The sequence below is a fragment of the Arthrobacter sp. NPDC057388 genome (genome assembly GCF_042668165.1).
Classification (GTDB): domain Bacteria; phylum Actinomycetota; class Actinomycetes; order Actinomycetales; family Micrococcaceae; genus Arthrobacter.
In genome coordinates, this window is sequence record NZ_JBHVBL010000010.1 from 86,720 (window position 1) to 112,298 (window position 25,579).

General features: G+C 67.6%; 23 protein-coding genes. 4 read left to right on the top strand and 19 right to left on the bottom strand.

Annotated features, from left to right (window positions below; all coding sequences use genetic code 11):
- Window positions 1–10: 10 nt before the first annotated feature.
- Both ACFUTU_RS07300 and ACFUTU_RS07305 read right to left on the bottom strand, forming a co-directional pair.
- Window positions 11–349, bottom strand: coding sequence for a P-II family nitrogen regulator (locus ACFUTU_RS07300; RefSeq protein WP_009356573.1), 339 nt, complete (start codon window positions 347–349; stop codon window positions 11–13).
- Window positions 346–1,722 (bottom strand): ammonium transporter, encoded by a 1,377-nt coding sequence (locus tag ACFUTU_RS07305; RefSeq protein ID WP_377962667.1) that lies wholly within the window; start codon window positions 1,720–1,722, stop codon window positions 346–348. Before ACFUTU_RS07305 ends, ACFUTU_RS07300 begins: the two co-directional genes overlap by 4 nt.
- A gap of 226 nt (window positions 1,723–1,948) precedes the next feature.
- On the opposite strand from ACFUTU_RS07305, the gene ACFUTU_RS07310 reads away from it, so the two are divergent.
- Window positions 1,949–3,190, top strand: a complete 1,242-nt coding sequence (locus ACFUTU_RS07310; RefSeq protein WP_377962670.1) for an MFS transporter — start codon at window positions 1,949–1,951, stop codon at window positions 3,188–3,190.
- A 7-nt stretch (window positions 3,191–3,197) separates the two neighbouring features.
- On the opposite strand, the gene ftsY is transcribed toward ACFUTU_RS07310, so the two are convergent.
- The 7 genes from ftsY to coaD form a co-directional block, all read right to left on the bottom strand.
- Entirely contained in the window at window positions 3,198–4,412 is a 1,215-nt protein-coding gene (gene ftsY, locus ACFUTU_RS07315; RefSeq protein WP_377962673.1) for a signal recognition particle-docking protein FtsY, read from the bottom strand.
- Between the two features lie 42 nt (window positions 4,413–4,454).
- Window positions 4,455–8,054 carry a chromosome segregation protein SMC gene (smc, locus tag ACFUTU_RS07320; protein ID WP_377962676.1) on the bottom strand — a complete coding sequence of 1,200 codons (3,600 nt, stop codon included), beginning with the start codon at window positions 8,052–8,054 and terminating at the stop codon, window positions 4,455–4,457.
- Between the two features lie 117 nt (window positions 8,055–8,171).
- Entirely contained in the window at window positions 8,172–9,143 is a 972-nt protein-coding gene (gene mutM / locus ACFUTU_RS07325) for a bifunctional DNA-formamidopyrimidine glycosylase/DNA-(apurinic or apyrimidinic site) lyase (protein WP_377962679.1), read from the bottom strand.
- A 6-nt stretch (window positions 9,144–9,149) separates the two neighbouring features.
- Window positions 9,150–9,851, bottom strand: a complete 702-nt coding sequence (gene rnc / locus ACFUTU_RS07330) for a ribonuclease III (protein ID WP_377962682.1) — start codon at window positions 9,849–9,851, stop codon at window positions 9,150–9,152.
- Window positions 9,852–9,872: 21 nt separating this feature from the next.
- Window positions 9,873–10,076 (bottom strand): 50S ribosomal protein L32, encoded by a 204-nt coding sequence (rpmF, locus tag ACFUTU_RS07335; protein WP_009356569.1) that lies wholly within the window; start codon window positions 10,074–10,076, stop codon window positions 9,873–9,875.
- A gap of 36 nt (window positions 10,077–10,112) precedes the next feature.
- Window positions 10,113–10,637: a YceD family protein gene (locus ACFUTU_RS07340; RefSeq protein WP_377962684.1), complete on the bottom strand. Its 525-nt coding sequence runs from the start codon at window positions 10,635–10,637 to the stop codon at window positions 10,113–10,115.
- A 168-nt stretch (window positions 10,638–10,805) separates the two neighbouring features.
- Window positions 10,806–11,285 (bottom strand): pantetheine-phosphate adenylyltransferase, encoded by a 480-nt coding sequence (gene coaD, locus ACFUTU_RS07345; RefSeq protein ID WP_377962687.1) that lies wholly within the window; start codon window positions 11,283–11,285, stop codon window positions 10,806–10,808.
- A 104-nt stretch (window positions 11,286–11,389) separates the two neighbouring features.
- On the opposite strand from coaD, the gene ACFUTU_RS07350 reads away from it, so the two are divergent.
- Window positions 11,390–12,598, top strand: a complete 1,209-nt coding sequence (locus ACFUTU_RS07350) for an aminotransferase class I/II-fold pyridoxal phosphate-dependent enzyme (RefSeq protein ID WP_377962690.1) — start codon at window positions 11,390–11,392, stop codon at window positions 12,596–12,598.
- A gap of 1 nt (window position 12,599) precedes the next feature.
- Entirely contained in the window at window positions 12,600–13,382 is a 783-nt protein-coding gene (locus tag ACFUTU_RS07355) for a spermidine synthase (protein WP_377962693.1), read from the top strand.
- Between the two features lie 21 nt (window positions 13,383–13,403).
- On the opposite strand, the gene rsmD is transcribed toward ACFUTU_RS07355, so the two are convergent.
- Genes rsmD through ACFUTU_RS07375 form a run of 4 tightly spaced genes read right to left on the bottom strand, consistent with a single transcriptional unit; the run spans window position 13,404 to window position 18,305 of the window.
- Complete coding sequence (gene rsmD / locus ACFUTU_RS07360; protein WP_377962696.1) at window positions 13,404–14,009, bottom strand: 16S rRNA (guanine(966)-N(2))-methyltransferase RsmD; 606 nt, start codon at window positions 14,007–14,009, stop codon at window positions 13,404–13,406.
- A 45-nt stretch (window positions 14,010–14,054) separates the two neighbouring features.
- On the bottom strand, window positions 14,055–16,274 hold the full coding sequence (locus ACFUTU_RS07365; RefSeq protein WP_377962699.1) for an ATP-dependent DNA helicase RecG: 2,220 nt from the start codon (window positions 16,272–16,274) through the stop codon (window positions 14,055–14,057).
- Window positions 16,271–17,257: a DAK2 domain-containing protein gene (locus tag ACFUTU_RS07370; protein ID WP_377962702.1), complete on the bottom strand. Its 987-nt coding sequence runs from the start codon at window positions 17,255–17,257 to the stop codon at window positions 16,271–16,273. The genes ACFUTU_RS07365 and ACFUTU_RS07370 overlap by 4 nt, the downstream gene beginning before the upstream one ends.
- 22 nt (window positions 17,258–17,279) lie before the next feature.
- Complete coding sequence (locus ACFUTU_RS07375; protein ID WP_377962705.1) at window positions 17,280–18,305, bottom strand: thiamine-phosphate kinase; 1,026 nt, start codon at window positions 18,303–18,305, stop codon at window positions 17,280–17,282.
- A gap of 119 nt (window positions 18,306–18,424) precedes the next feature.
- Between ACFUTU_RS07375 and ACFUTU_RS07380 the strand changes: the two genes are divergently transcribed.
- Window positions 18,425–18,976: a DUF3515 family protein gene (locus ACFUTU_RS07380; RefSeq protein ID WP_377962708.1), complete on the top strand. Its 552-nt coding sequence runs from the start codon at window positions 18,425–18,427 to the stop codon at window positions 18,974–18,976.
- Between the two features lie 47 nt (window positions 18,977–19,023).
- Here ACFUTU_RS07380 and ACFUTU_RS07385 read toward each other — a convergent pair whose 3' ends face one another.
- The 6 genes from ACFUTU_RS07385 to leuC form a co-directional block, all read right to left on the bottom strand.
- The gene (locus tag ACFUTU_RS07385) at window positions 19,024–20,160 is read right to left on the bottom strand and encodes a D-alanine--D-alanine ligase family protein (protein WP_377962711.1); all 1,137 of its coding nucleotides are present in this window, start codon (window positions 20,158–20,160) and stop codon (window positions 19,024–19,026) included.
- Window positions 20,161–20,177: 17 nt separating this feature from the next.
- Window positions 20,178–21,230, bottom strand: a complete 1,053-nt coding sequence (locus ACFUTU_RS07390; RefSeq protein WP_377962714.1) for an NAD(P)H-dependent glycerol-3-phosphate dehydrogenase — start codon at window positions 21,228–21,230, stop codon at window positions 20,178–20,180.
- Entirely contained in the window at window positions 21,227–21,973 is a 747-nt protein-coding gene (locus ACFUTU_RS07395) for a lysophospholipid acyltransferase family protein (protein WP_377962717.1), read from the bottom strand. The genes ACFUTU_RS07390 and ACFUTU_RS07395 overlap by 4 nt, the downstream gene beginning before the upstream one ends.
- Before the next feature lie 10 nt (window positions 21,974–21,983).
- Window positions 21,984–23,309, bottom strand: coding sequence for a UDP-N-acetylglucosamine 1-carboxyvinyltransferase (gene murA / locus ACFUTU_RS07400; protein ID WP_377962720.1), 1,326 nt, complete (start codon window positions 23,307–23,309; stop codon window positions 21,984–21,986).
- A 190-nt stretch (window positions 23,310–23,499) separates the two neighbouring features.
- A complete protein-coding gene (leuD, locus tag ACFUTU_RS07405; protein ID WP_377962723.1) occupies window positions 23,500–24,102 on the bottom strand; it encodes a 3-isopropylmalate dehydratase small subunit in 603 nt (200 codons plus the stop codon).
- 9 nt (window positions 24,103–24,111) lie between these two features.
- A complete protein-coding gene (leuC, locus tag ACFUTU_RS07410) occupies window positions 24,112–25,566 on the bottom strand; it encodes a 3-isopropylmalate dehydratase large subunit (protein ID WP_377962726.1) in 1,455 nt (484 codons plus the stop codon).
- Window positions 25,567–25,579 lie beyond the last annotated feature (13 nt).

The following is a 25,579-nucleotide window of genomic DNA, read 5'->3' on the forward strand; positions in this document are numbered from 1 at the left end:
GTTTCCGGTGCTAGATGGCGGCTACGCCGCGTTCACCCGTGCGCACCCGCACTGCTTCGAAGACATCGACCGTCCAGACCTTGCCGTCGCCGGCGCGGCCCGTGTTGGAGCTGGCGATGATGACATCCAGGATGTCGTCAGCCTGTTCGTCCGTGGCCAGCACCTCAACGCGGATCTTGGGCAGCAGGTCCACGTTGTACTCGGCGCCGCGGTAGACCTCGGTGTAGCCGCGCTGCCGTCCGTAACCGCTGGCTGCGCTGACGGTCAGGCCCTGGACCCCGTAGGCCTCCAGGCCTTCGCGGATCGTTTCGAGCTTCTCCGGACGAACGATTGCTGTGATCAGTTTCATGCCCCCACGCTTTCCTTGCCTGTTACTTCTTCTGCCTTCTTGCCATCGGTGGCTGCGGGAAGCGCATCCGTGCCGCTGGTCTGTCCGCCGGTGGCCGGGACCTTGCCGGTGATCAGCTCGTGCAGGGGCTGGAAGCTGCCGCCGTGGCCGCCGACGCCGAATTCGTAAGCCGTTTCGGCGTGCAGGCTGAGGTCCACGCCCACTGCTTCCTGCTCCTGCGAGACGCGGAAGCCCATGGTCTTGTGGATGGCCAGTGCGATGATCGTGGTCAGGACCGCCGAGTATGCGATGGCGATGCCGGCTGCTGCCACCTGTGCCCACAGCTGGGCGAAACCGCCGCCGTAGAAGAGGCCGCCGCCGACCCCGTCGGTCGGCAGGGCGATGAAGCCCAGGGCCACGGTGCCGATGATGCCGGAGACGAGGTGGACGCCCACGACGTCCAGGGAGTCATCGAAGCCCCAGCGGAACTTCAGGCCGACAGCGAGTGCAGAGGCCACACCGGCTACCACGCCCAGTCCAAGGGCACCGACCGGGCTGACGTTTGCACAAGCCGGGGTGATGGCGACGAGGCCGGCGACAACACCGGAGGCGGCACCCAGCGAGGTGGGGTGGCCGTCACGGATGCGTTCGGTGACCAGCCAGCCAAGCATCGCGGCGGCGGGGGCAGCCAGGGTGTTGATCCAGATCAGGCCGCCCTGTTCCGCGGTGGTGGCGGCGCCGCCGTTGAAGCCGAACCAGCCGAACCACAGGATGGCCGCGCCGAGCATGACGAACGGAATGTTGTGCGGGCGGTGGTTCGGGTCCTTGCCGAAGCCCTTGCGGTTGCCGATGATGAGGACCAGGATCAGCGCGGCAACACCGGCGTTGATGTGCACCACGGTACCGCCGGCGAAGTCGATGGCCGGGCCGAGGGCCTTGCCGATGGCGCCTTCGGGGCCGAAGAGGCCGCCACCCCAGACCATGTAGGCGAGGGGGCAGTAGACCAGCGTGACCCAGACGGGGACGAAGACGCTCCAGGCGCCGAACTTGGCGCGGTCTGCAATGGCGCCGCTGATGAGGGCGACGGTGATGATGGCGAAGGTGGCTGCGTAACCGACCTTGATGAGTCCGTCAGGGGTGTTGATGCCCTCAAGGCCGAAGGTGGCGAACGGGTTCCCGACCATCTGCAGGAATCCCTCACCGGAGCTCATCGATGCGCCCCAGAGTACCCACACCACGCCGACCATGCCGATGGAGATGAAGCTCATCATCATCATGTTCAGTGCAGCCTTGGCGCGCGTCATGCCGCCGTAGAAAAATGCCAGACCTGGTGTCATGAACAGCACAAGTGCCGCCGCCACCATGAGCCATACGTGACCTGCGGTAAGTTCCATGGTGCACGTCCTCTCTTGATCGAATGCGCGGAGTGATCCGCCTGCCCAACGCCTTTTGCGTCCTGAATCAAGTTTTGCCCCGGTGTGTTTCGCTGGCTGAGGATTTAGATTGCCGGTCTGTTACATCAACCTCCCTGACGTAAATGGTGCATATCCTGCTTGTTACGGTTATGTTTCAGCCGCCCCAAACGCCCGTTCCGCCCGTTTTGCAAGGATCCCCCGCAACATGCCCCCACTCCCCCGTAACGCCGCGGGAAAACTCCGGTTCAGTGCGGTCCGCCGCCCCGACGGCGCTCCGCTGCCCCGTGACATCAAGGTGATGCTCGTCGCAGCATTCCTTATAGCCCTGGGCTTTGGCCTGGTGGCCCCGGTGCTGCCGCAGTTCGCCACCACGTTCGACGTCGGAGCGACGGCCGCCGCCGTCATCGTCAGTATCTTTGCGTTCATGCGGCTGCTGTTCGCCCCCGCCGGCGGGGCGCTCATCGGCCGGCTGGGCGAGCGCCCGATCTACGTGGCAGGCCTGCTCATCGTGGCGGCGTCCACCGCGGCGTGCGCCTTCGCCCAAAACTACTGGCAGCTGCTGGTGTTCCGCGGGCTGGGCGGTGCGGGATCGGTCATGTTCACCGTGGCGTCGATGGCGCTGGTGGTCAGGCTCGCTCCGCCGGAGAGCCGCGGCAGGGTGTCGGGAGCCTACGCGTCGGCTTTCCTGATCGGCAACGTCTGCGGGCCGGTTGTCGGCGGCCTGCTGGCCGGCCTCGGCCTGCGCATCCCGTTCCTGGCCTACGCCGGAGCGCTGGTCCTGGCGGCCCTGGTGGTGCAGACGCAGCTCAGCCATGTTCCCGGCTCAGCCCGCGGACAGGCGGGCGGCGCACCGGCCATGAAACTCAAGGAGGCGATCGGCGACAGCGCCTACCGGGCTGCCATGCTCTCCAGTTTCGCCAACGGGTGGGCGACATTCGGTGTGCGCATGGCAACGGTGCCGCTGTTCGCCGTCACGGCCCTGGGGTCCGGGCCGGAGGCGGCCGGCTGGGCGCTGGCTGTCTTCGCCGCCGGCAACGCCCTCGCCCTGACCGTGTCGGGGAGGCTGGCGGACAGCCTGGGCAGGAAGCCCATGATGGTGGCCGGCCTGTTAGTCACGGGCGCGGCCACCGCTGGAATCGGGCTCACCCACGATTTGGGATGGTTCCTGGCGGCGTCGATCCTGGCCGGGATAGGAGCCGGCATGCTCAACCCGGCGCAGCAGGCCGCGGTTGCCGATGTGATCGGCCGCGAGCGCTCGGGCGGCCCCGTGCTGGCGGCCTTCCAGATGACGTCCGATATCGGTGCCATCCTCGGGCCTGTGCTGGTCGGGCTCCTGGCGGACCGGTTTGGCTACAGCTGGGCCTTCGCTGCCACAGGGGCTGTGCTGCTGGTCGCCGCCCTCGGCTGGCTGGCCGCCCGGGAGACGGTGCAGAAGCAGCCAGCCTAACCTGCTTTCAGTTCAGGAGGGCGTCGACGAACCCCTCGGTCTCGAATGGTGCGAGGTCGTCGGCGCCTTCACCGAGTCCAATGAGCTTCACGGGCACGCCGAGGCTCTTCTGGATGGCGACGACGATGCCGCCCTTCGCGGTGCCATCCAGCTTGGTCAGCACGATGCCGGTGATGTTGACGACTTCAGCGAAGACGCGCGCCTGGTTCAGCCCGTTCTGGCCGGTGGTGGCGTCCAGCACCAGGAGGACCTCATCCACCTCTGCCAGCTTTTCCACGACGCGTTTGACCTTGCCGAGCTCGTCCATCAGCCCGACCTTGTTCTGCAGCCGGCCTGCGGTGTCGATCATGACGACGTCGACTTCCTGGTCGATGCCGGCCTTGACGGCCTCGTACGCCACCGACGCCGGATCTGCACCGTCGATACCGGACTTCACGGTGGGAACCCCCACGCGCTGCCCCCAGGTGGCCAGCTGCTCGGAGGCGGCCGCACGGAAGGTGTCCGCGGCACCGAGCAGGACGTCCTTATCCTCCGCGACGAGGACACGGGCCAGCTTGCCCACCGTGGTGGTCTTGCCCACGCCGTTGACGCCCACCACCATCATGACCGCGGGACGGTCCGCGTGCCGGTCGATCCGCAGGCTCCGGTCCATGGACGGGTCCACGATCTTGATGAGCTCTTCGCGGAGCAGGGCCTTGACGTGCTCGGGATCGCGCGCACCGAGCACCTTGACGCGTTCGCGGAGCGCGTCCACGAGCTGCATGGTGGGTTCCGTGCCAAGATCCGCCAGGAGCAGGGTTTCCTCCACCTCATCCCAGACGTTCTCATCGATCCTGTCGCTGGAGAGCAGCGCCAGCAGGCCCTTGCCCAGGACGTTGTTGGACTTGACCAGGCGCTCACGGAGGCGGGTGAGCCGGCCGGCCACGGGCAGCGGGGTTTCCACCGCGATGGTCTCAAGCCCGGCCGCGTCATCCGGGACCTCGGCTTCCAGCCTTTCGAGGTCGACGCCGTCCGGCGCCTTCCGGTCGGCGGGCGCCGGCGCGGCGGGACGGTCCTCGAGGAGGGTCCCGCCGCCTGCGCGGGGCTCGACGGGATCGTTGGCGTCCCGGGTGCTTGGGTACTGCGTGCCGGATTTCCGGGCCTTCATGAGGACCGGAATCAGCCCGCCGATGACCACCAGGGCAGCAAGAATGGGCAGAAGAATGGGGATAATGTCATTCACACCCCTAGCTTCTCACAAGCAGCCGGGGCGCTTGGCGTCCGCCTAGACGTCCGCTCCCAGCCGCTGGCTGATGACGGTGGACACGCCGTCGCCGCGCATGGTCACGCCGTAGAGGGCGTCGGCGACCTCCATGGTCCGTTTCTGGTGCGTGATCACGATCAGCTGGCTGGATTCCCGGAGCTCTTCAAAGATCGTGATGAGCCGGCCCAGGTTGGTGTCGTCAAGGGCCGCTTCTACCTCATCCATGACATAGAACGGCGAGGGCCGGGCCTTGAAGATGGCCACGAGCAGGGCCACCGCGGTCAGGGACCGCTCACCGCCGGACAGCAGGGACAGCCGCTTGATCTTCTTCCCGGCGGGCCGGGCTTCCACCTCGATGCCGGTGGTGAGCATGTCGGTGGGATCGGTCAGTACCAGCCTGCCTTCGCCGCCGGGAAAGAGCCGGCCGAAGACCCGCACAAACTGGGCCGAGGTGTCGGCGAACGCCTCCGAAAAGACTTTCTGCACCCGGTCATCGACTTCTTTGATGATGTCCAGCAGATCCTTGCGGCTGGCCTTCAGGTCCTCCAGCTGGGTGCTGAGGAACTGGTGGCGTTCCTCGAGCGCGGCGAACTCCTCGAGTGCCAGGGGATTGACCTTTCCCAGGGAAGAGAGGTCCCGTTCCGCCTTGCGGAGCCGCTTTTCCTGTTCCTCCCGTACGAACGGCACTCCCTCCACGAGCGGCTGTCCTTCGGCATCCACCGGCGCCCGCAGGGCGGCCCACTTGTCCGTGGACGCGGCAGCGGGCAGGGGAACCGGCTGGTCCGGGCCGTAGTCCGCCACGAGCTGGTCGGCGGTCAGCCCCAGCTCATCGACCGACTTTGTTTCCAGCGCTTCGATCCGGAGCCGCTGCTGGGCGCGCGCCAGCTCGTCGCGGTGCACCGAGTCGGTCAGTTCCGCGAGTTCGCGGGCCAGGGCGTCATTGGCTGTGCGGATATAGGCCAGTTCCCGGTCGCGCTGCTCGCGGACCTGTTCGGCGTGGTCCCGCTCCCGGCTTGCCAGCTCTACGGAAACGTCGCTGAACCGGATCAGCTGCGCGGCGGCGGCCGAGACTGCGGCGGCCCGCCTGGCCTGGATCCTCCGGCGGCGGGCCCGTTCGGCTGCCTGTTCCCGCGCCCGACGTTCCGAGGCCGCCGCCCGTTCCAGCGAGGCGGCCCTGTTGCGGATGGCCGTCAGCTGCTCCTCCCTGCTGCGGAGCGCGAGCCGCGCTTCCATTTCGGCGGACCGGGCCTGGGACGCGGCCAATGCGAGTGCGTCCCGCTGCCCGGTGGACGGCTCTTCTTCGATAGGCGCGTCCTGGGCCGCGGCCAGGCGCGCGGTCACCGTCGCCAGCGCCTCCTGTTCGGTGGCGATATTCGCCTCGGCGCGGGCCAGCGACGCGGCCAGTCTTTCGCTTTCCCCGACGGCGCTGCGCAGGACCGAGTTGAGGTGGCCCAGCCGTTCGGCCACCGCCGCCAGCCGCGCATCCGATTCATGCAGCCGGTCCAGGGCGGCGTCTGCCCGTTCCTGGGCGTCGGCGCGCCGCGCTTCGGCTCCGGCCAGGGCAAAGCGGCACCGTTCCAGTGCGGCGGTAACCGCCGCGAGGCGGGCTGCGGCGTCGTCGACGGCGGCCTGGACCTCGAGCAGCGAGGGCGCCTTCGCGGAACCACCCGTGACGGTCCAGGCAGTGAACACGTCGCCGGCCAGCGTCACGGCGGTGAGCTCCGGGCGCATCGCGACGAGTTCCGCGGCAGTGTCATGGTTCTCGACGACGGCGGTGGCGGAGAGCAGTGTGCGCACGGCTGCGGCCGTGGTTCCGGAGGCCGTTACCAGGTCCGCCGCCGGCCTGGCCGCGGCCGGCAGGACAGCGCCAGCGGCGGAAGGGATAGAAGCCGGGTGTCCATCAGCGTCCGCAGCCTCAAGCAGCAGCGTGGCCCGGCCGGCGTCGTCGTCTTTGAGGAGGCGGACCAGTTTGGCCGCCGTATGGGCGTCCCGGACCACGATGGCATCCGATGCACTGCCCAGGGCTGCCGCCACTGCGGCCTCGTACCCCGGTTCGACGGTCAGGGCAGCAGCGAGGGGGCCAACGGTCCCGGCCACGCCTGCGCCAAGGACGTGCTCGGAGCCGTCCTTGCGGCTAAGTCCCAGTTGCAGGGCTTCGTGCCGTGCCTTCAGCGCGTCGCGTTCACGGACGGAGTCCCGCTCGGTGCTCTTTAGCTCATCAATCTCGGCGAGGATGCCGTCCAGGGCCGCACTGGCATCCTCGTATTCGGCGTCGAGGGTCTCCTCGCCGTCTTCGACGCCGGCCACTTGCGATTCCAGCGCAGTGAACTCGGTCTGGGCATGCCGGCGGCGCTCCTCGCCGGCGGCCAGGGATTCCCGGAGCCGGCCAACTTCCGCCTGGGCGGATTCCACCTTGGACCGGGCGGCGGCAACCTGGCCTGCCAGCCGGGCCAGGCCCTCGCGCCGGTCGGCGGCGGCGCGGAGGGCAGCGGTGAGCCGCTTCTCTTCGGCAGCGGCGGCGTCCTCAGCCGCTGCCTTGGCGGCAGTCGCGGCTTCCAGCGCGGCGCGCCCGGCCAGGATGTCCTGTTCCAGGTCCGCCTGTTCGGCACGCACCCGTGCGGCCTGCCGCTCCAGCTGCTCCGGGTCCCGGCCGGGATCCGGTGCAGGATCAGCAGACCCCAGCAGGCGGCAGCGCTCCTGCGCCAGGGAGGCGAGGGAACGCAGGCGCTCCCGTCCCGCTGAGAGCTGGTACCAGGTGTCCCGGGCCGCGTTCAGCCGGGGAGTGGCCTCCGCCGCGAGCTGTTCCAGGGCCGCCTGCCGCCTGCGTCCGTCCTCAAGCTGGGATTCGACGACGCCGCGCCGCGCCTTCAGCGCGGACTCGTCGGCGATGTCCTGCGCCAGGGTGTTCTGAAGCTGGACAAGGTCATCGGCCAGCAGCCTGGCGCGGGCGTCACGGACCTCGAACTGGACCGTCTGGGCGCGCCTCGCCACCTCCGCCTGCTTGCCCAGCGGGGTGAGCTGCCGCCGGATCTCCCCGGTCAGGTCGCTAAGCCGCTGGAGGTTCGCCTGCATGGCCTCCAGCTTGCGGACAGTCTTTTCCTTGCGCCGCCGGTGCTTGAGGATGCCGGCGGCTTCTTCAATGAAACCCCGGCGGTCCTCGGCGGTGGCGTGCAGAACCCGGTCCAGCTGGCCCTGTCCCACGATGACGTGCATTTCGCGGCCGAGTCCGGAGTCGGAAAGGAGTTCCTGGATATCCAGCAGTCGGCACGCCGAGCCGTTGATGGCGTACTCGGAACCGCCGGTGCGGAACAGTGTCCGCGAGATGGTGACCTCGCTGTATTCGATCGGGAGGGCGCCGTCGGTGTTGTCAATGGTGAGCGAGACGTGCGCGCGGCCCAGCGGCGGGCGGCCGGACGTGCCGGCGAAGATGACATCCTCCATCTTGCCGCCGCGGAGGGTTTTGGCGCCCTGCTCCCCCATGACCCAGGCCAGGGCGTCCACCACGTTGGACTTGCCCGAGCCGTTGGGCCCGACGACGGCCGTGACGCCAGGCTCAAAGTCGAACGTCGTGGCCGACGCAAACGACTTGAAGCCCCGGACGGTCAGACTTTTGAGGTGCAAGGTTTTTCAGATCTCCATAGGTGGCGGCAGCGGCTGCTTGCCACCAAATTTACCGGCAAGCCGGTCAGGAACCCGGATTTGCAGCTTTTCGGGCCTTCGGCAACGCCGCGGCAATGGTCACCAGCGGCCGTTGCGCGGCCGCGGCTGGCAGACCGGGCAGGTGTAGGAGGAACGGTTCATGAACTGCTCCCGCCGCATGAAGCTGCGGACCCCGGCGGCGGCACAGCGCCGGCACTCCTCACCCTCCCTGCCGTAGGCATTAAGGGACCGTTCAAAGTAGCCCGATGCGCCGTTGACGTTGACGTACAGGGAATCGAAGCTGGTGCCGCAGGCTGCCAAGGCGTCGGTCATCACGTCGCGGGCAGCAGTGAGGACGCGCTCGGCTTCGGCCCGCCGAAGGGTGTCGGTGGGCCTGGCATAGTGCAGCTTTGCCCGCCAGAGGGCCTCGTCCGCGTAGATGTTGCCGATCCCGGAAACGAGCCCCTGGTCCAGCAGCGCGCGCTTGAGCCCGGTCTTCCGTTTCCGGAGCCGGCGGTAAAAGGTGTCGAAGGAAAAATGCGGGTCCAGGGGGTCGCGCGCGATGTGCGACGCTTCCTCGGCGATGACCGGCACGGGGTCCTCAGCGCTCCCGCCGGGGCCGCCGTCGTCCGTGGGAACGAGGGAGGTGACGAACAGGCCGCCGAAGATCCGCTGGTCCACGAAACGCAACTGTTCCGGCATGGTTCCGTCCCGGCTGAGTTTCAGCCGGACCTTCAGGTGCTTCTCGTCCGGGACGGAGCTGTCCTGCATCAGGAGCTGCCCGCTCATGCCAAGGTGCGCCATGAGCGCGACGGCGGGGAGCCCGGAGCCGCTGCCATCTGCAGTAAGGCGCGGTGCGCCGTCCCCCTGCAGCGGCATCCAGAGGAACTTGCCGCGGCGGACGACGTCGAGGACTTTGGCCCCTTCAAGGTTCCCGGCAAAATCCTCGGGACCCAGGGCATGCCGGCGAACTGATCGCGGGTCCACCACGTCGACTCCGGTGATGGTCCTGCCGCGGACCCAGCTGACCAGGCCGCGGCGGACCACCTCGACTTCGGGAAGTTCAGGCACGGGTGCTTAGCTGCCCGCGGCGGAATCCGAGGGGGCGGACAGCTTCCGCCAGGCGTCAGCTGCAGCTTCCTGCTCGGCTTCCTTTTTGGAGTGGCCGGAACCCTTGCCGTAGGCGGTTCCGCCGATCTGGAGTTCGGCGACGAACGTGCGCGCGTGGTCCGGACCGGAGCCCTCGACGGCGTAGTAGATGCTGCCAAGCTGGCGGCCCGCCGCAAGTTCCTGGATGCTGGTCTTCCAGTCCGTGCCGGCGCCCAGCGCCGCAGCGTCCTTCAGGAGAGGTCCGATGAGGCGCATCACCAGTTGGCGGGCGGTCTCGATGTCGTTGGACACGTAGGTGGCACCGATGAGTGCTTCCATGGTGTCGGCCAGAATCGAGGCCTTGTTCTTGCCCTCGGTGAGCTTTTCGCCCTGGCCGAGGTAGATGTACTCACCGATGCCCAGGCTGCGGCCGATGCCGGCGAGGGCCCGTGTGCTCACCACGGCTGACCGGCGTTTGGCCAGGTCGCCTTCGGGGAGCGTGGGGTTGTCGCGGTACAGCGCATCGGTGACGGAGAAGCCCAGGATGGAGTCACCCAGGAACTCAAGGCGCTCGTTGGTGGGTATGCCGCCGTTTTCGTAGGCGTAGGAGCGGTGTGTCAGAGCAAGACGAAGCGTCCCGGCGTCAATGAAGACACCGAGACGCTTCAGAAGCTCTTCAGTTGAAGACATCCTGATCAGCTTGGAGGCCGATTAGACGTCCGCGACCTTGCGGCCCTTGTACTCAAGGAACAGCGCAGTGCCAGCCGAGTCGGTGACGACCTTTGCCTGGTGCGGCAGGCTGTAGGTGACCTGGCCGTTCTCGACGGTCTTCACCAGGTGGGGCGCAGTTGCCTTCCACTGGGAACGGCGGGCGCGGGTATTCGAGCGAGACATTTTCCGCTTGGGAACAGCCACGGCTAACTCATTTCTCTCTAGAAAAACACTTACAAATCAATTTTGCCGGTCAGGCTTAGCAAGATCAGCCAGGGCAGCCCAGCGAGGATCTACGACCTCGTGGTGGTGCCCCGGATCGTCTTCCAGGCGCGCCCCGCATTCGGAGCACAGACCCTGGCAGTCTTCCCGGCACACCGGCTGGAACGGCAGCGCGGTCACGACTGCGTCCCGCAACACCGGCTCAAGATCGATCAGATCGTGCTCGACTCGACGTTGCTCTTCATCGTCTTCCTCGTCGGAAGGCAGGGCGCCTTCGTAGAAGAAAAGCTCTTGCACATTGACCTCAAGGTCATACGCAAGGGGATCCAGGCATCGGCCGCACTCACCTTTTACTTCGGCGAGGGCAGTTCCTGATACCAGAATTCCTTCGTGTACGGCCTCCAGCCTCAGGTTGAGCTCGATGTCCGAGCCTTCCTGAACGCCAATGAGCGCCACGCCGAGATCTTCCGGCGCGGGTACATGTTCCGTCAGTGTACGCATGCTCCCCGGGCTTCGCCCGAGGTCCTTGACATCAAACATCAAGGGCGAACTTGCATCTCGCTTAATGAGAACTCCTGTTGAACATATGACCGACGTATTATCTTAGCCTGAACTCCCTGACGGACTCAAACCGGATGCCACGCCCGGGCTCGCGGCCGGCGTGCACCGGAAACGTACCGGACAAGCCTACCCCTTTTACGGCGTGGCGGCCTAAGGCGCGCCGCCGGCAAGCAGCCTCTTGAGGACGGACCTGGGAACGTACTCGGAAACACTGCCGCCCAGGGTGGCCACTTCCTTGATCAGCGTCGACGAGAGGTGGAGGTAATGGGCCTCCGCCGGGAGGAACACCGTCTCCACACCGCTCAGCTGGCGGTTCATCGTGGCCATGGGGAGTTCATAGTCAAAATCCGACGACGACCGCAGCCCCTTCACGATGGCAGACACGCCGCGCTGCCGGCAGTACTCCGCCAGCAGCCCTTCTCCGACCGGCTCGACGATGATCCCGCGCAGCGAGGCCAGTGTCTCCCTGGCCATGTCAATGCGTTCCTCCAGCGGGAAGCGGTACTTCTTGGCATAGTTGGTGGACACGGCGACGATCACCTCGTCAAACAGGCTCGCGGCTCTGGCGATGACCTCCAGGTGTCCATTGTGGATGGGGTCGAAGGAGCCTGGGCATACGGCGCGTCTCATGCTCCGAACCTACCGTATCCGCAGGCCGGGATACCATGACTGGGGCACCGACCGGGAACGCGCCCGCGGCCGAAAACAGTGCCGGACAGACAGGCAGGAAACCAATGACACAACCACTTCCGGCACCCTGGCAGCGAGCGGCCACCGGGGCTAACCTGCTGGCAGGTGACGGCGCGCTGGGCGTGACGATCTTCGAGGAGATGACCACGCTGGCCATGCAGACCGGCGCCATCAACCTCGGCCAGGGATTTCCCGACGAGGACGGCCCGGCCGGGATCAAGGCGGCCGCGCAGGCGGCAATCGCAGAGGGCTCCAACCAGTACGCTCCCGGCAAAGGGATCCCCCAGCTGCGGCAGGCCGTCTCCGCACACCAGAGCCGGTTTTACGGCCTGGAACCGGACCCGGACACGGAGATCATCATCACCACCGGCGCCACCGAGGCGATCGCCGCATCCCTGCTGGCTTTCGTCGGCCCCGGCGATGAAGTCCTGACCTTCGAGCCGTTCTACGATTCGTACGGCGCCATCATCGGGCTCTCCGACGCCACGCACGTCACTGCTCCGCTGCTCGCCCCGGATTTCCTTCCCGACGCCGGCGCCCTGGAAGCGGCGTTCAGCGATCGCACCAAAGTAGTCCTGCTGAACAACCCGCACAACCCGACAGGCGCGGTCTTCCCCCGCGAGGTGCTTCAGCGCGTCGTCGACCTCGCCCGGAAGCATGACGCGATCATCATCACGGACGAGGTCTACGAGCACCTGACGTTCGGTGTCCGCCACATTCCGGTGGCCACACTGCCGGGGGCCGCCGACAGGACAATAACCATCTCCTCGGCTGGAAAGACCTTCTCCTTCACCGGCTGGAAGATCGGCTGGCTGAGCGGCCCGGAGCACCTGGTGGCGGCGGTACGGACGGTGAAGCAGTTCCTCACCTACAGCTCCGGCACCCCGTTCCAGAGCGCCATCGCCACCGCCCTGGCCCTGCCCGACAGCTTCTATGCCGACATCTCCGCCACGCTGCGGAAAAAGCGCGACATCCTCAGCGCGGGGCTGCGCGCGGCCGGCCTGAAGGTGTTCACGCCCGACGGCACCTACTTCGTCAACGTCGACACCTCTCCGCTGGGCATCCGCGACTCCGTGGACCTGGCCCGGCGCCTGCCCGGGCTGGTGGGTGTGGCTGCCATTCCGGTGCCCGTGTTCTGCCACCCGGAGGGCGCTGAACGGACCCGCAGCCTGCTGCGGTTCGCCTTCTGCAAGCGCGATGAGGTCCTCGAGGAGGCCGCCGCCCGGCTGGCGACCCTCCAGGAAAGGCTCTGAGATGGCCGACAGCGCACGGGCATCGCGTTTCCTACGGGCCACCGGCCAGCACGCGGTCATAGAGCCGGATGAGTATACGGACGGCGGGTACGTGCTGAGCATCGGCGGGGCTGAACAGTCCCACGTGGACCTGGCCGACCCCGAGGACATCTTCTACGAGTACCTGCGCCGCATCGGCCATGTCGTGGACCTCACCGCACCATGGGGCGAACCCATCAGCGCGCTGCACCTGGGCGCCGGCGCCCTGACCCTGGCACGGTACATCCAGGCCACCCGCCCCGGATCCGTGCAGTATGCCGTGGAACTGGAGCGGGAACTGCTGGACTTCGTGCTGGAGCGGTTGCCGCTGCCGGAAGGCACAAACCTCCACACAGTCATCGGTGATGCGCGCGCCGCCCTGGCGGAGCTGCCCGCGGACCTTCGGTTCGACGTCGTTATCCTCGACATCTTTTCCGGTCCAGATGCGCCCGGCCATCTCGCCTGCACGGAGTTCTACCAGGAGGCCGCGGCGCTCCTCACGGAACGCGGCGTGCTGATCGTGAATGTCGGCGATGAGCCGGGCCTGACGCTGGTCCGGAGCCAGGTGGTGGCGCTGCGGCGGGCCATGACGGACGTGGCCGCCTGCGCCGAGGCGGGCATGTTCACCGGAAAATACCCGGGCAACATTATCCTTGCCGGCACCCGGACGCCCTGGCCGCCCGCATGGACCAACGCTCTTACGGCCCGCGGTCCCCATCCGGCGAAGGTCCTGTCCGGCGTCGAGCTGGACCGGTTGTCGGACTAGCGCCACCTGTCAGGTCAGAGGCTATTCCTCGGCCTCCAGCGCGAGATCGACGTCCTGGCCGCTGGACGGTTCGGCGTACCAGAGCCGCGTCTCGCCGTATTTTTTCTCCGCGAAGCGCTCCAGGCCGTCCGGCCAGCCGGGTTCGGCAGCGCGCGAAGACCGTTCGACCACCACCACAGCCCCCTCGTTGAGGTGCGGCGCGAGCTTTTCCAAAACGGACGCCAAGGCCGGCTCGCCGAGGGGGTAGGGCGGATCAAGGAAGGCGACGTCCCATTTGGTCTCCCCGGCCGTCCGTTCGAGGAAGGACTCAACTTTGGAGCGGTGGACCGTGACGGCTTTGCGGTCCAGGACCCCGTTGATGAGGTCGGCGTTCCGCTGGCAAATGGCGCTGGCCTTGGCGTCAAACTCCACCAGGTCAACGGTTTCCGCTCCCCTGCTGGCGCTTTCGACCCCCAGTGCGCCGGATCCGGCGTACAGGTCCACTACCCGGGCGCCGCCGAGCACGTTGAATGCATCCAGCCGTGAAAACAGGGCCTCCTTGACCCGGTCGGTGGTGGGACGGGTCAGGGAACCCGGAACGTTGGCCAGCGGGGTACCGCCCGCGGCGCCGGCGACGATTCTGCTCATGCCCGGTCCCCCGCCCATGGCCGCCCGGATCGCAGTGGGTTGGTGCTAGCCGCGTTCAAGGAACGCCTCCTTCTCAGGATTCAGGTACTCGTCAATGGCCTCGGCAAGAGCCGCGTGTCCGGTCAGCGCGGGGTCTGCGGCAACAATCTTCTGGGCGTCCTGCCTTGCCCGGGCAATGAGGTCCTCGTGTTCCAGCACGCGGAGCAGCTTCAGCGTGGAGCGGCCGCCCGACTGCGAGGCGCCGAGGATGTCACCCTCCCGGCGCAGCTTCAGGTCCTCCTGCGAAAGCTGGAACCCGTCCGTGGTGGATGCCACGGCATCGAGCCGGCGCCGGCTGGGGTGGCCGGGTTCGAGTGTGGTCACGAGCAGGCATGTCCCCGGCAGGCCTCCCCGGCCCACGCGCCCGCGAAGCTGGTGAAGCTGCGAGATGCCGAACCGGTCAGCATCCAGGATGACCATCAGGGTGGCGTTGTGCACGTCCACGCCCACCTCGATCACTGTGGTGGACACCAGCAGCTTGGTCTGGTTGGCGGTGAAGGACGCCATGGTCCCGGATTTCAGCACCGGGTCCTGGCGTCCGTGCAGCGGGGCCAGCGGCACGCCGGCAAGCGCCGGCTCCCCCTTGAGATGCTCGACGACGGCGGTCACGGACGCCAGCTCGCGTCCGGGGCCGTCCCCCTCCAGTTCCCCGGGATCAGGTTCCGCTTCACCGGGAGTAAAGTCGCCGTCGTCGTCCGCCCCGATCTTGGGGCACACGACGTAGACCTGGTGGCCGGACTCGATCTCCTCGCGGGAACGGGACCAGATCCTGGCAGCCCAGCCGGGGTTCTCCGCGAGGCCCACCACATGTGTGGTGATCGGTGCCCGGCCGGCGGGCAGCTCGTCCAGCACTGACGTTTCGAGGTCGCCGAACACTGTCATGGCCACGGTCCGCGGGATCGGGGTGGCAGTCATCACCAGCAGGTGCGGCGGCTTGCTGGCCTTGGCCCGCAGGGCATCGCGCTGCTCCACACCGAAGCGGTGCTGCTCGTCCACCACGATGAGGCCCAGATCAAAGAAGGTGACGTTGTCGCTGAGCAGCGCGTGCGTGCCGATGACGATCCCGGCTGTCCCGGAGGCGGCGTCGAGCAGCGCCTGCTTCCGGGCGGCGGCCGGCATGGAGCCGGTGAGCAGGCTGACCTGCACAGAGTTCCCGCCGAGGCCGCCCAGGAGCCCGTCGCTTGCCAGCGGACCGAGCGTCCGCCGGATGGATTCGAAGTGCTGCGCCGCCAGGACTTCCGTGGGTGCCAGCAGGGCAGCCTGTCCTCCGGCATCCACCACCTGCAGCATGGCCCGCAGCGCCACAATGGTTTTGCCGGAGCCCACCTCGCCCTGCAGCAGCCGGTTCATGGGCCCGTCCTGTGAGAGCTCCTCCGAGAGGGTCTTGCCGACGGCGGACTGGCCCGCGGTCAGGGTGAACGGCAGCTGGCGGTCGAAGGCTGTGAGCAACCCGTCTTGGACGGGACGCCGGGCGGTGGCCTCCTCCGCGGAAAGCTGGGCGCGGCGGCGGGCAAGGGCGGACTGGAGGACCAGCGCCTCCTGGTAGCGGAACCGGTCCCTGGCCTTGCGCCAGTCCTGTGCGTTTTCGGGGGTGTGGATGAGCCGGTAGGCCTCCGGCACCGGAAGGAATTTTTGGCGCGCTGATATGGCCGGCGGCAGCGGATCCGGCAAGGCGTCCAGGTCGGCGGTTTCCAGCAGGGCCTTCACGACATTGTGGATGGCCCAGCTGGTGATTCCTGCGGTGGCCGGGTAAATCGGGATGGGCATGGCCGCGAGCTTTTCAGGGTCCATGCCAGCGATTTCCGGGTCCTTGTCCAGCAGCTGGTAGTTCGGATTGGTCAGCCCCAGCGAACCCTGATAGCGCGTCACCTTTCCGGAGAACATGACACGCCGTCCGGGATGCAGTTCGACCTTGGGCAGACGGGCGTTGAAGAAACTGATCTTCAGCGTGCCCGTTCCGGCGTCATCGGTGACGACGACGTCGGTGATGGAGCCCTTGCGTTGCCGCATCTGCCTGGTGCTGTTGGAGACGACCCGGGCGATGAGCGTCACTTCCTCATCAAACGGCAGTTCACTGATGCGCGTCAGTTCACCGCGGTTGATGTACCTTCGCGGAAAATGGTTGAGCAGGCCGCCCACAGTGGTGATGCCCAGGTGCTTCCCGATCGCGTTCGCGGAGCGTTTGCCGATCCGGCGCTCGAGGCCGAGTTCCATTTCGACGTTCATCTTCCCTCTGCGCCCACTTCTCCTGACGGATCCCGGGGCAGGGCGAGGTCACTGACGGACACGTCCGACGGGTCACCCAGCGACCTGACGATCGCCAGGGCCGGGCCCGATTCCGGAACGTGGACGTGGACCCGCCAGCGGTACCGGCCCTCGGCGTCGGCGGACGGGCCCACCTGGCTCATGATGACCGAGTCACCGAGCTCATCCAGGCGCTGCCGGAGCGTGGCGGCGTCCAGCGGGGAGAGGCTGATGGTGCACATGACCTCCACGCCGTCGTCGTCCGGCATGTCGGTGTGGATGTGCGGATCCTGCAGGTCGTAGCCGTGCAGGCCGTCCAGCAGTTCGTTGCGGAGTTCCTCGCCGAGCACTGCGGAGCGGAGGCAGTCCAGAATCAGCAGCATGCCGACTCCGCCGGCATCGACCACGTGCGCGGCCTGCAGCGCGTCAAGCTGTCCCTCGGTGCGGACCACGGCTTCAAGGGCGGCCTCCACCGCTGCGTCCAGGACAAGGCCCAGCGCATGGTTGCTGTCATTGCCGTTGTGGGCGGCGTCGACGGCGGCCGCCGCCCGGCCTGCCGCTTCCATGACGGAGAGCATGGTGCCGGGGACGGGGTCGCTGAGCGCGGACCAGGCCCTGATCTGCGCCCGGTTAAGGGCTGCGGCCAGCAGCGACGACGTGAGGCGGGCATGGCCGGCCAGCGGTTCGGCAGCGGCGCAGAGAAATACGGAGAACAGCGTGCCGGAGTTCCCCTTGGCCTGCTCCATGGCCGCCTGGCCGGCGCGCGCCAGCACGGCGCCCACGTCATTGAGCTGTTGACCGGCATCTGCCGGGGCGGCATCCTGCAGCGCGCGGGCCGCGGCACGGACTGTGAGGTACAGGTTGGTTCCGGTGTCGCCGTCTGCTACCGGAAAAATGTTGATGGCATTGAGGCGGTCGCTGTGGTTGCCCAGTGCGGTTTCGGCCTTGCCCAACCACCGCTTCATGGCTTGCGCGTTCGCGGCAACCTTAGTCTGCAAAGTGATCCCATCCCACGGAGTCAGCGGGCCGTCCCGCGATCGTCACGCCCGGCGCCTCGTCGGCGCCGCAGGCCTGTACTGAGCCTATCCCAGTAAACCCGGGCGGCACCTGCAAGCCGGCCGGGAATGTGGCCAGGAGCCCGTGGTCCTCCCCGCCGCCGAGCACCCAGGCGCGTGGATCAGCCCCCAGCAGGGTGGCTGCCGGGCGGAGCGCCTGCGCGAGGCCGTCGAGTTGCCGGGGATCAAGATCCAGCCGAACGCTGCTGGCCGCCGCGAGCCTGGTACCGTCCCGCACCAGGCCGTCCGAGATGTCCATCATGGCGGTGGCACCGGATACACGCGCCAGCGGCCCCGCTTCCAGGGGCGGCTCGGGCCGGCACTGAAGCTCAAGCAGCGCCAGCAGCTCCGGTGCAAGCGACCCCACCTGGTGGCTGGATTCGAGCAGCGCCAGCCCGGCGGCGGCCCATCCCGCCCGGCCGGCGATCGCCACGGTGTCGCCTTCCTGCGCGCCGGACCGGAGGACGGGCTGCCCGCCGCCGAGCGTGCCGAGTACCGCAACGGTGACCGACAGCTCACGGCCGCGGCCGAGGTCGCCGCCGGCTACGGAGCACGCGCCCGCCCCCAGCTTGCTGATGGCGGCCGTGAGGCCGTCCGCCAGGTCCTCCACCCATGACACCGGAGTATCCGGCGGCATGGTCAGGCTGACCACCATCGACGTTGCGGACGCGCCCATCGCGTTGATGTCGCTGAGGTTCTGCGCGGCGGCCTTCCACCCGACGTCGTATCCGGTGGTGCGGTAGCCGTTGTTCCACTCGAGCCGGAAATCCTGGTCCTGGACCTGGGTGTCGATGCTGATAACCGTCCTGCCGTCCGGCACGGCGACGATGGCTGCGTCATCGCCTGGTCCGAGCACGACGGCGGCACTGTGCAGGGCGCCGAGTTCCAGGCGCGGGAAAATCCTGGCCAGAAGCTCGCCTTCGGACAGTTGGGCGACAGTCAATGGTGTTTGGGGCACGCCACTACGCTACCGCCACGGACAGACATTTATGGCGGGCTGTAAAGGCTGCCCCGGTCACGACGGGCCCGCGGCGCCGGCGGTCAGTCCGGGTCCCGGCCGAACGATAGGCTGGAGGGATGCGTTACCCCCTTGTCCGGAAACCCGTCCGGAATCCCGTCCGGAAACCCGCCCGGAAGCCTGTCCAGAAACCCCTCCTCGGGCTGGCCGTGGCAGCAGCCGCCGCCGCGGCGGGGCTGGCGCTGGGTGGTTGTTCACCCGCCGTCGATGTTGCCCCGGCCGCCGATGCGGCCAATCCGGCCTGTGCCCCGATGATGGTGGCCCTCCCGGACGCCATCGGCGATGCCCGCCTGCGCAAGACGAACAGCCAGGCCACCGCCGCCTGGGGCGACCCGTCGCTGGTGATCCTGCGGTGCGGCGTCAACGTTCCGGGCCCCACCACGGACCGCTGCGTGAGCGTCAACGACGTCGACTGGGTCATCAAGGAGGGTAACCCGGTGTGGACCCTGACCGCCTACGGCCGGGAACCGGCCACCGAGATCCTGATGGACCCGAACAAGATCAGCTCGGCCACCGTCCTGGCTGACCTGTCCGGTGCAGCAGCCAAGATCAAGGCCAGCCGGAAGTGCGTTGGCCAGGCGGACCTGCAGGACGTGCCCACCAGCAAGTAGGTGGTGCTCGGCAAGCCCGGCCAGCCGCGCACGGCCAGCCGCCGACGCTAGCGCAGACCCGTCTTGCGGTTCAGCGCCAGGTGGATCAGCTCGTCGATCAGGTCCGGATAGGACAGGCCGGTGGCCGCCCACATCTGCGGGTACATACTCTTCGGGGTGAAGCCAGGCATGGTGTTGATCTCGTTGATGATGAGGTCGCCGTCCGGCGTATAGAAGAAGTCGACGCGGCTCAGGCCTTCCGCCCCGACCGACTCAAACGCCGCCGCGGCCAGCTCGCGGACGCGGCCAATCGCTTCCTCAGGCATGTCGGCGGGGCAGCTCAGGGCCGCCGCGTCGTCCACGTACTTGGCCTGGAAGTCGTAGAACTCGTGCTGGTCGCCGCCCACCGAGATCTCACCGGGCAGGGACGTGCGGGGCGCGTCGGCGCCGCGGCCTTCGAGCACGGCGCACTCGATTTCCCGGCCCACGATCCCGGCCTCGATCACCAGCTTGGGATCATGCTCGCGGGCGGCCTCGATGGCGGCGTCCAGGCCGTCAAGCGAGTCAACCTTGGAGATGCCCATCGAGGATCCTGCGCGTGCGGGCTTCACGAAAACCGGGAAGCCCAGCAGGTCAACCTGCTTGCGGACGGATTCGGGGTCGTTGCGCCACTGCCGGTCGGTCACCGCGATGTACGGGCCAACCTTCAGGCCGGCCGCCTCGAAGACCACCTTCATGAAGTGCTTGTCCATGCCCACTGCGGACGCCAGCACGCCCGCGCCGACGTAGCGGGTATCGGAGAGCTCCAGGAGCCCCTGGATGGTGCCGTCCTCGCCGAACGGCCCGTGCAGCAGCGGGAACACCACGTCCACGGTGCCAAGTTCCTGCGGTACCTCGTTGGGGGCCGTCACGATGAGCTGGTGCTCGCCGCCGATCTCGGTGAGGGTCACCGTCTGGGCCGACGGCGGGACCTCCGGAAGCGAGGTGGCAGACAGCGACCACTGGGCCGTGTCCGCTGATGCGAGGACCCACTGGCCGGATTTGGCAATGCCGATGGGGACGACGTCGTACTTGTTCCGGTCGATGGCCCCCAGGACACCGGCCGCGGTCACGCAGCTGACGGCATGCTCGCTCGAGCGGCCGCCAAAAAGGACGGCCACGCGCGGCTTCTTCGGGGTTGCAGTGGTAATGTCCGCTGGGGTCAAGTTTTCTTCCGACACTGTCAGTAATCGCCTTCGGCTTTGAGTTCCCGGGAAAGCAGCAGCGGCCCGAGTTGGTCAACGGACAATTTTCCGGCGAGGACCGCGACAACGGCCGCCGTGATGGGCATTTCGACGCCGACCTTGCCGGCCAGCTCATGCACGGCCGGGCCGGACTTGATGCCTTCGGCCGTCTGGGTCATTTTCTGGGCCACCTCGTCCAGCGTGAGCCCCTGTCCCAGCAGCCGGCCGGCGGTGTGGTTCCGGGACAGCGGGGAGGAGCACGTGGCCACCAGGTCCCCAAGTCCGGCCAGGCCGGCCATGGTGTGGGCTTTGCCGCCGAGCGCCAGGGCCAGCCGGGACGTTTCGGCCAGCCCGCGCGTGATGACGGAGGCCTTGGTGTTGTCCCCCATCTGCTTGCCCTCGCAGATGCCCACCGCCAGCGCGATGACGTTCTTGACGATGCCGCCGATTTCAACACCCACGATGTCGGAAGTCGTGTACGGGCGGAAGTACGGGGCCGTGCAGCTTCTGGCGATCCAGCCGGCGACGGCGGCATCGGGGCAGGCAACGACCGAGGCCGTTGGCTCTTCGCGGGCGATCTCCATGGCCAGGTTGGGCCCGGACACGACGGCGATGCGTTCAGCCGGGATGTCCAGTTCCTCCGCGATGACCTCGCTCATCCGCGCGTCCGATCCCAGCTCAAGGCCCTTCATCAGGGACACCACCAGGGCGTCAGGACCGATCAGGGGCTTCCACTTGCGCAGCTGCAGGCGCAACGACTGCGCGGGAACGGCGAGGACCACCAGGTCCGCTCCGGACAGCACCTCGGTCACATCGGTGGAGGCGGTGATGCTCCGCGGAAGGTCGATGTCGGCCAGGTATTGGGGGTTGCGGTGGCTGCCGTTGATCTCGGCCACGACCTCCGCCCGGCGTCCCCAGACGCGGATGCTGCGCTCCACGCCGGAGGCGGTGGCGGCGTCACCAAGGATCTTCGCGAAGGTGGTGCCCCACGACCCCGCGCCCAGCACTGCCACGGACACGGCAGAGCCGGGCCGGGCGGACACAGGCGTCATTTCCCGCCCCGCTCAACGTCGCGGCCGTGCTTCGTCTGGTTGTGGGCGGTCGGGTCCCAGCGCCGGGCCGGCGGCTGCTCCCCGCGGAGTTCGGCCAGGAGTCCCGTCACGGCATCCATGATGACGTCGGTAGCCTCGGCCAGGGTGGCCTTGTCCCGGGAGCGGCCTGCGAACCGGGAGAGGTCAACGGGGTCGCCGATGCGGATCCTGGACGTCTTGCGCGGAAACAGGTGGAACCGCTTCGCGTAGCGGGGAAAGAGTTCATGCGCGCCCCAGTGCGCCATCGGCACCACGGGGATGCCGGTCTCGAGCGCCAGGCGGGCCGCGCCGGTGTGGCCTTTCATCGGCCACAGGCCGGGGTCACGGGTCAGCGTTCCCTCGGGGTAGATGATGATTGCTCCGCCTTCAGCAACGATCTCCTGGGCGAGCTGCAGCGAGCGGTTGGCACCCGCCGTCGAGCGTTCCACCGGAATCTGTTTGGTGGCGTGCAGCACGGCGCCCACCACGGGAACCTTGAAAAGGCCCGCCTTCGCCAGGAAGTGCGGGGCGCGCTTCTGGCTGTACAGCATGTGGCCGATGACGAGGGGGTCGATCTCGGTGCAGTGGTTGGGCACGGCGATGAAGCCGCCCGCGGGAAGCTTGTCCGTGCCTTCCCATTTCTTGTTCATGATCAGGTTCAGGACCGGCCGGACAATGCCGGCGATAATCACGAACGTTATGTGGCTCTTGGCCGATTCCTTCACCGGGCCCCCGCTACTTTGCCGACGAGATGTCGAAGTCGGCGCCGAGCCCGGCCAGCTTTTCGGTGAACCGCTCGTAGCCGCGGTTGATGATGTCGATGCCCGTCACCCGGGAGGTACCCGTGGCGGCCAGCGCGGCAATCAGGTGGCTGAAGCCGCCGCGGAGGTCCGGCACGTCGATGTCGGTTCCCTTGAGCTGCGTCGGACCCGAGATGACCGCCGAGTGCAGGAAGTTCCGCTGGCCGAAGCGGCAGGGCACGCTGCCGAGGCATTCCCGGTGCACCTGGATGCTGGCGCCCATGCGGATAAGGGCATCGGTGAAGCCGAAACGGTTCTCGTAGACGGTCTCGTGCACGATCGAGACGCCCTCGGCCTGGGTCAGGGCCACGACGAGCGGCTGCTGCCAGTCGGTCATGAAGCCGGGGTGGACGTCCGTTTCCAGGACGAGGGGGCTGAGCTTCCCGCCGCGGTGGTAGAACCGGATGCCGTCCTCCCCGATGTCCATGCCGCCGCCCACCTTGCGGAAGGTGTTCAGGAAGGTCATCATGTCCCGCTGCGAGGCGCCTTCAACGAAGATGTCACCGCGCGTTACGAGCGCCGCGGATGCCCAGGAGGCCGACTCGTTTCGGTCCGAAAGTGCGCGGTGGTTGTAGCCGCCGAGGTCGCGGACGCCTTCGATCCGGATGGTCCGGTCCGTCTGGACGCTGATGATGGCGCCCATCTTCTGGAGCACGGCGATGAGGTCAATGACTTCCGGTTCGGTGGCGGCGCCGGAGAGTTCCGTGATGCCCTCGGCGCGCGTTGCACTCAGGAGAACCTGCTCCGTGGCACCGACGGAGGGATACGGCAGGGAGATCTTGGCTCCGTGCAGGCCCTTGGGTGCGGAAATGTGGATGCCGCCGGGGCGCTTCTCGACGACGGCGCCGAACTGCCGAAGCACGTCCAGGTGGTAGTCGATGGGGCGGTCACCGATCTTGCAGCCGCCCAGGTCCGGGATGAAGGCCTCACCGATCGCGTGGATCAGGGGGCCGCACAGCAGGATCGGGATCCGGGAGTCTCCGGCGTGTGCGTCGATGGCCGTGCTCGGCGCCGTCTTGGCTGCCTTGGGATCGAGGGTCAGGTCGCCGGTGACGGGGTCCTTCTCGACGGTCACGCCGTGGAGCTGGAGGAGGCTGGTGACCACCTCGACGTCCTTGATTTCCGGCACGTTCCGCAGCACGGAGGGCTCGTTGCCCAGCAGCGCCGCCACCATGGCCTTGGGTACAAGGTTCTTGGCACCGCGGACGCTGACACGGCCAGTTAGCGGGACGCCTCCGCGGATTGTCAGAACACTACTCATTTACCGGTTTCCTCACGACTACTCGCCCCCCAAATCCTTACAAAGGCACCAGCTAAGCATATGAGTTCGCGTTACCGAACCGAAATACTGACGCGGGTGTGTGGGCTTCGGCACGCGAACCGCGGGCAGCGGAAAGGCCCGCCGCGGCTGTGCACGGCGGGCCTTTCGGGACTGCTTCCTTGCCTGTTGCCTAGGCGGTTTTCGCCGGCAGCGTGAGGGGTTTGAAGGACGGCCGCGTGGCCTCGTAGGCCGTGATGTCCTCCTCGTGCTGCAGGGTCAGGCCGATGTCGTCCAGGCCCTCGAGCAGGCGCCAGCGCGTGTAGTCGTCGATCTCGAAGGGCGCCACCACGTTGCCGCAGGTGACGGTCTTGGAGACGAGGTCAACAGTTACTTCGGTGCCGGGTGCGTTCTCGAGAGCCTTCCAGATGAGCTCGATGTCATCCTGGGCTACCTGGGCGGCCAGGAGTCCCTGCTTGCCCGAGTTGCCGCGGAAGATGTCGGCGAACCTGGAGGACAGCACGGCACGGAAGCCGTAGTCCTTCAGCGCCCAGACGGCGTGCTCGCGGGAGGAACCGGTGCCGAAGTCGGGACCGGCCACCAGCACGGACCCGGCATTAAACGGTTCCTGGTTCAGGATGAAGGAAGGATCCTTGCGCCAGGCGGAGAAGAGCGCGTCTTCAAAGCCGGTGCGCGTGATGCGCTTGAGGTACACGGCCGGGATGATCTGGTCCGTGTCGACGTTGCTCTGGCGCAGCGGGACGCCAATGCCGGTGTGGGTGGTGAACTTTTCCATGGCGTCTTCCTAGGCGGCGTCGGTGGTGAGGGCTGCGGATTCCGGTGCCGGGTCGAGGTCCGACGGCGAGCTCAGCGTTCCGCGGACGGCCGTGGCGGCTGCGACAACCGGAGAAACGAGGTGGGTGCGTCCGCCCTTGCCCTGCCGGCCTTCAAAGTTGCGGTTGGAGGTGGAGGCGCACCGCTCCCCCGGCTCCAGCTGGTCCGGGTTCATGCCCAGGCACATGGAGCAGCCGGCGAAGCGCCATTCCGCGCCGAAGTCCTTGAACACGCGGTCCAGGCCCTCGGCCTCGGCTTCGAGGCGTACCCGGGCGGAGCCGGGAACCACCAGCATCCGCACCTGCGGGTCCTTCTCGCGGCCGCGGATGATGTCCGCCGCAGCCCGCAGGTCCTCGATGCGTGAGTTGGTGCAGGAGCCGAGGAAGACCGTGTCCACGCGGATATCCTTCATGGGCGTTCCGGCTGCCAGGCCCATGTACTGCAAGGCGCGCTCGGCGGCGGCCTTGGCATTCTCGTCGCCGAAGTCCTCCGGGGACGGCACGTTGGCTGAGAGGGAGACACCCTGGCCCGGGTTGGTCCCCCACGTGACGAACGGCTCGAGCGTGTTGGCATCCAGGTCAACCTGGGCGTCGAAGACGGCGTCATCGTCGGTGCGCAGCGTGTTCCAGTATTCGACGGCAGCGTCCCAGTCGGCGCCCTCCGGCGCGTGCGGCCGGCCCTTCATGTAGGCGTACGTGGTTTCGTCCGGGGCCACCATGCCGGCCCGGGCGCCTGCCTCGATGGACATGTTGCAGATGGTCATGCGTGCGTCCATGGACAGGGCGCGGATGGCCGAGCCGCGGTACTCCAGGACGTAGCCCTGGCCGCCGCCGGTGCCAATCTTGGCGATGACAGCGAGGATAATGTCCTTGGCGGTCACGCCGGGGCGCAGCGTGCCCTCGACGTTGATGGCCATGGTCTTGAAGGGCTTAAGGGACAGCGTCTGGGTGGCCATGACGTGCTCCACCTCGGACGTGCCGATGCCCATCGCCAGGGCGCCGAAGGCGCCGTGGGTGGAGGTGTGGGAGTCGCCGCACACCACGGTCATGCCGGGCTGGGTCAGTCCCAGCTGTGGGCCCACAACGTGCACGATGCCCTGCTCGGCGTCCCCGAGCGGATGCAGGCGGACACCGAACTCCTCGCAGTTGTTGCGCAGGGTCTGGATCTGGGTGCGGCTGGTGAGGTCGGCGATCGGCTTGTCGATGTCCAGGGTGGGGGTGTTGTGGTCCTCGGTGGCGATGGTGAGGTCCGGACGGCGCAGCTTGCGGCCGGCCAGGCGGAGACCTTCGAACGCCTGTGGGGAAGTCACCTCATGGACGAGGTGCAGGTCGATGTACAGAAGGTCAGGCTGGGCGTTGGCGCCGTCGCCGTCGCCTTTGCGCACCACGTGCGCATCCCAGACTTTCTCGGCCAATGTTTTGGCCATGGCCATCTCCCTT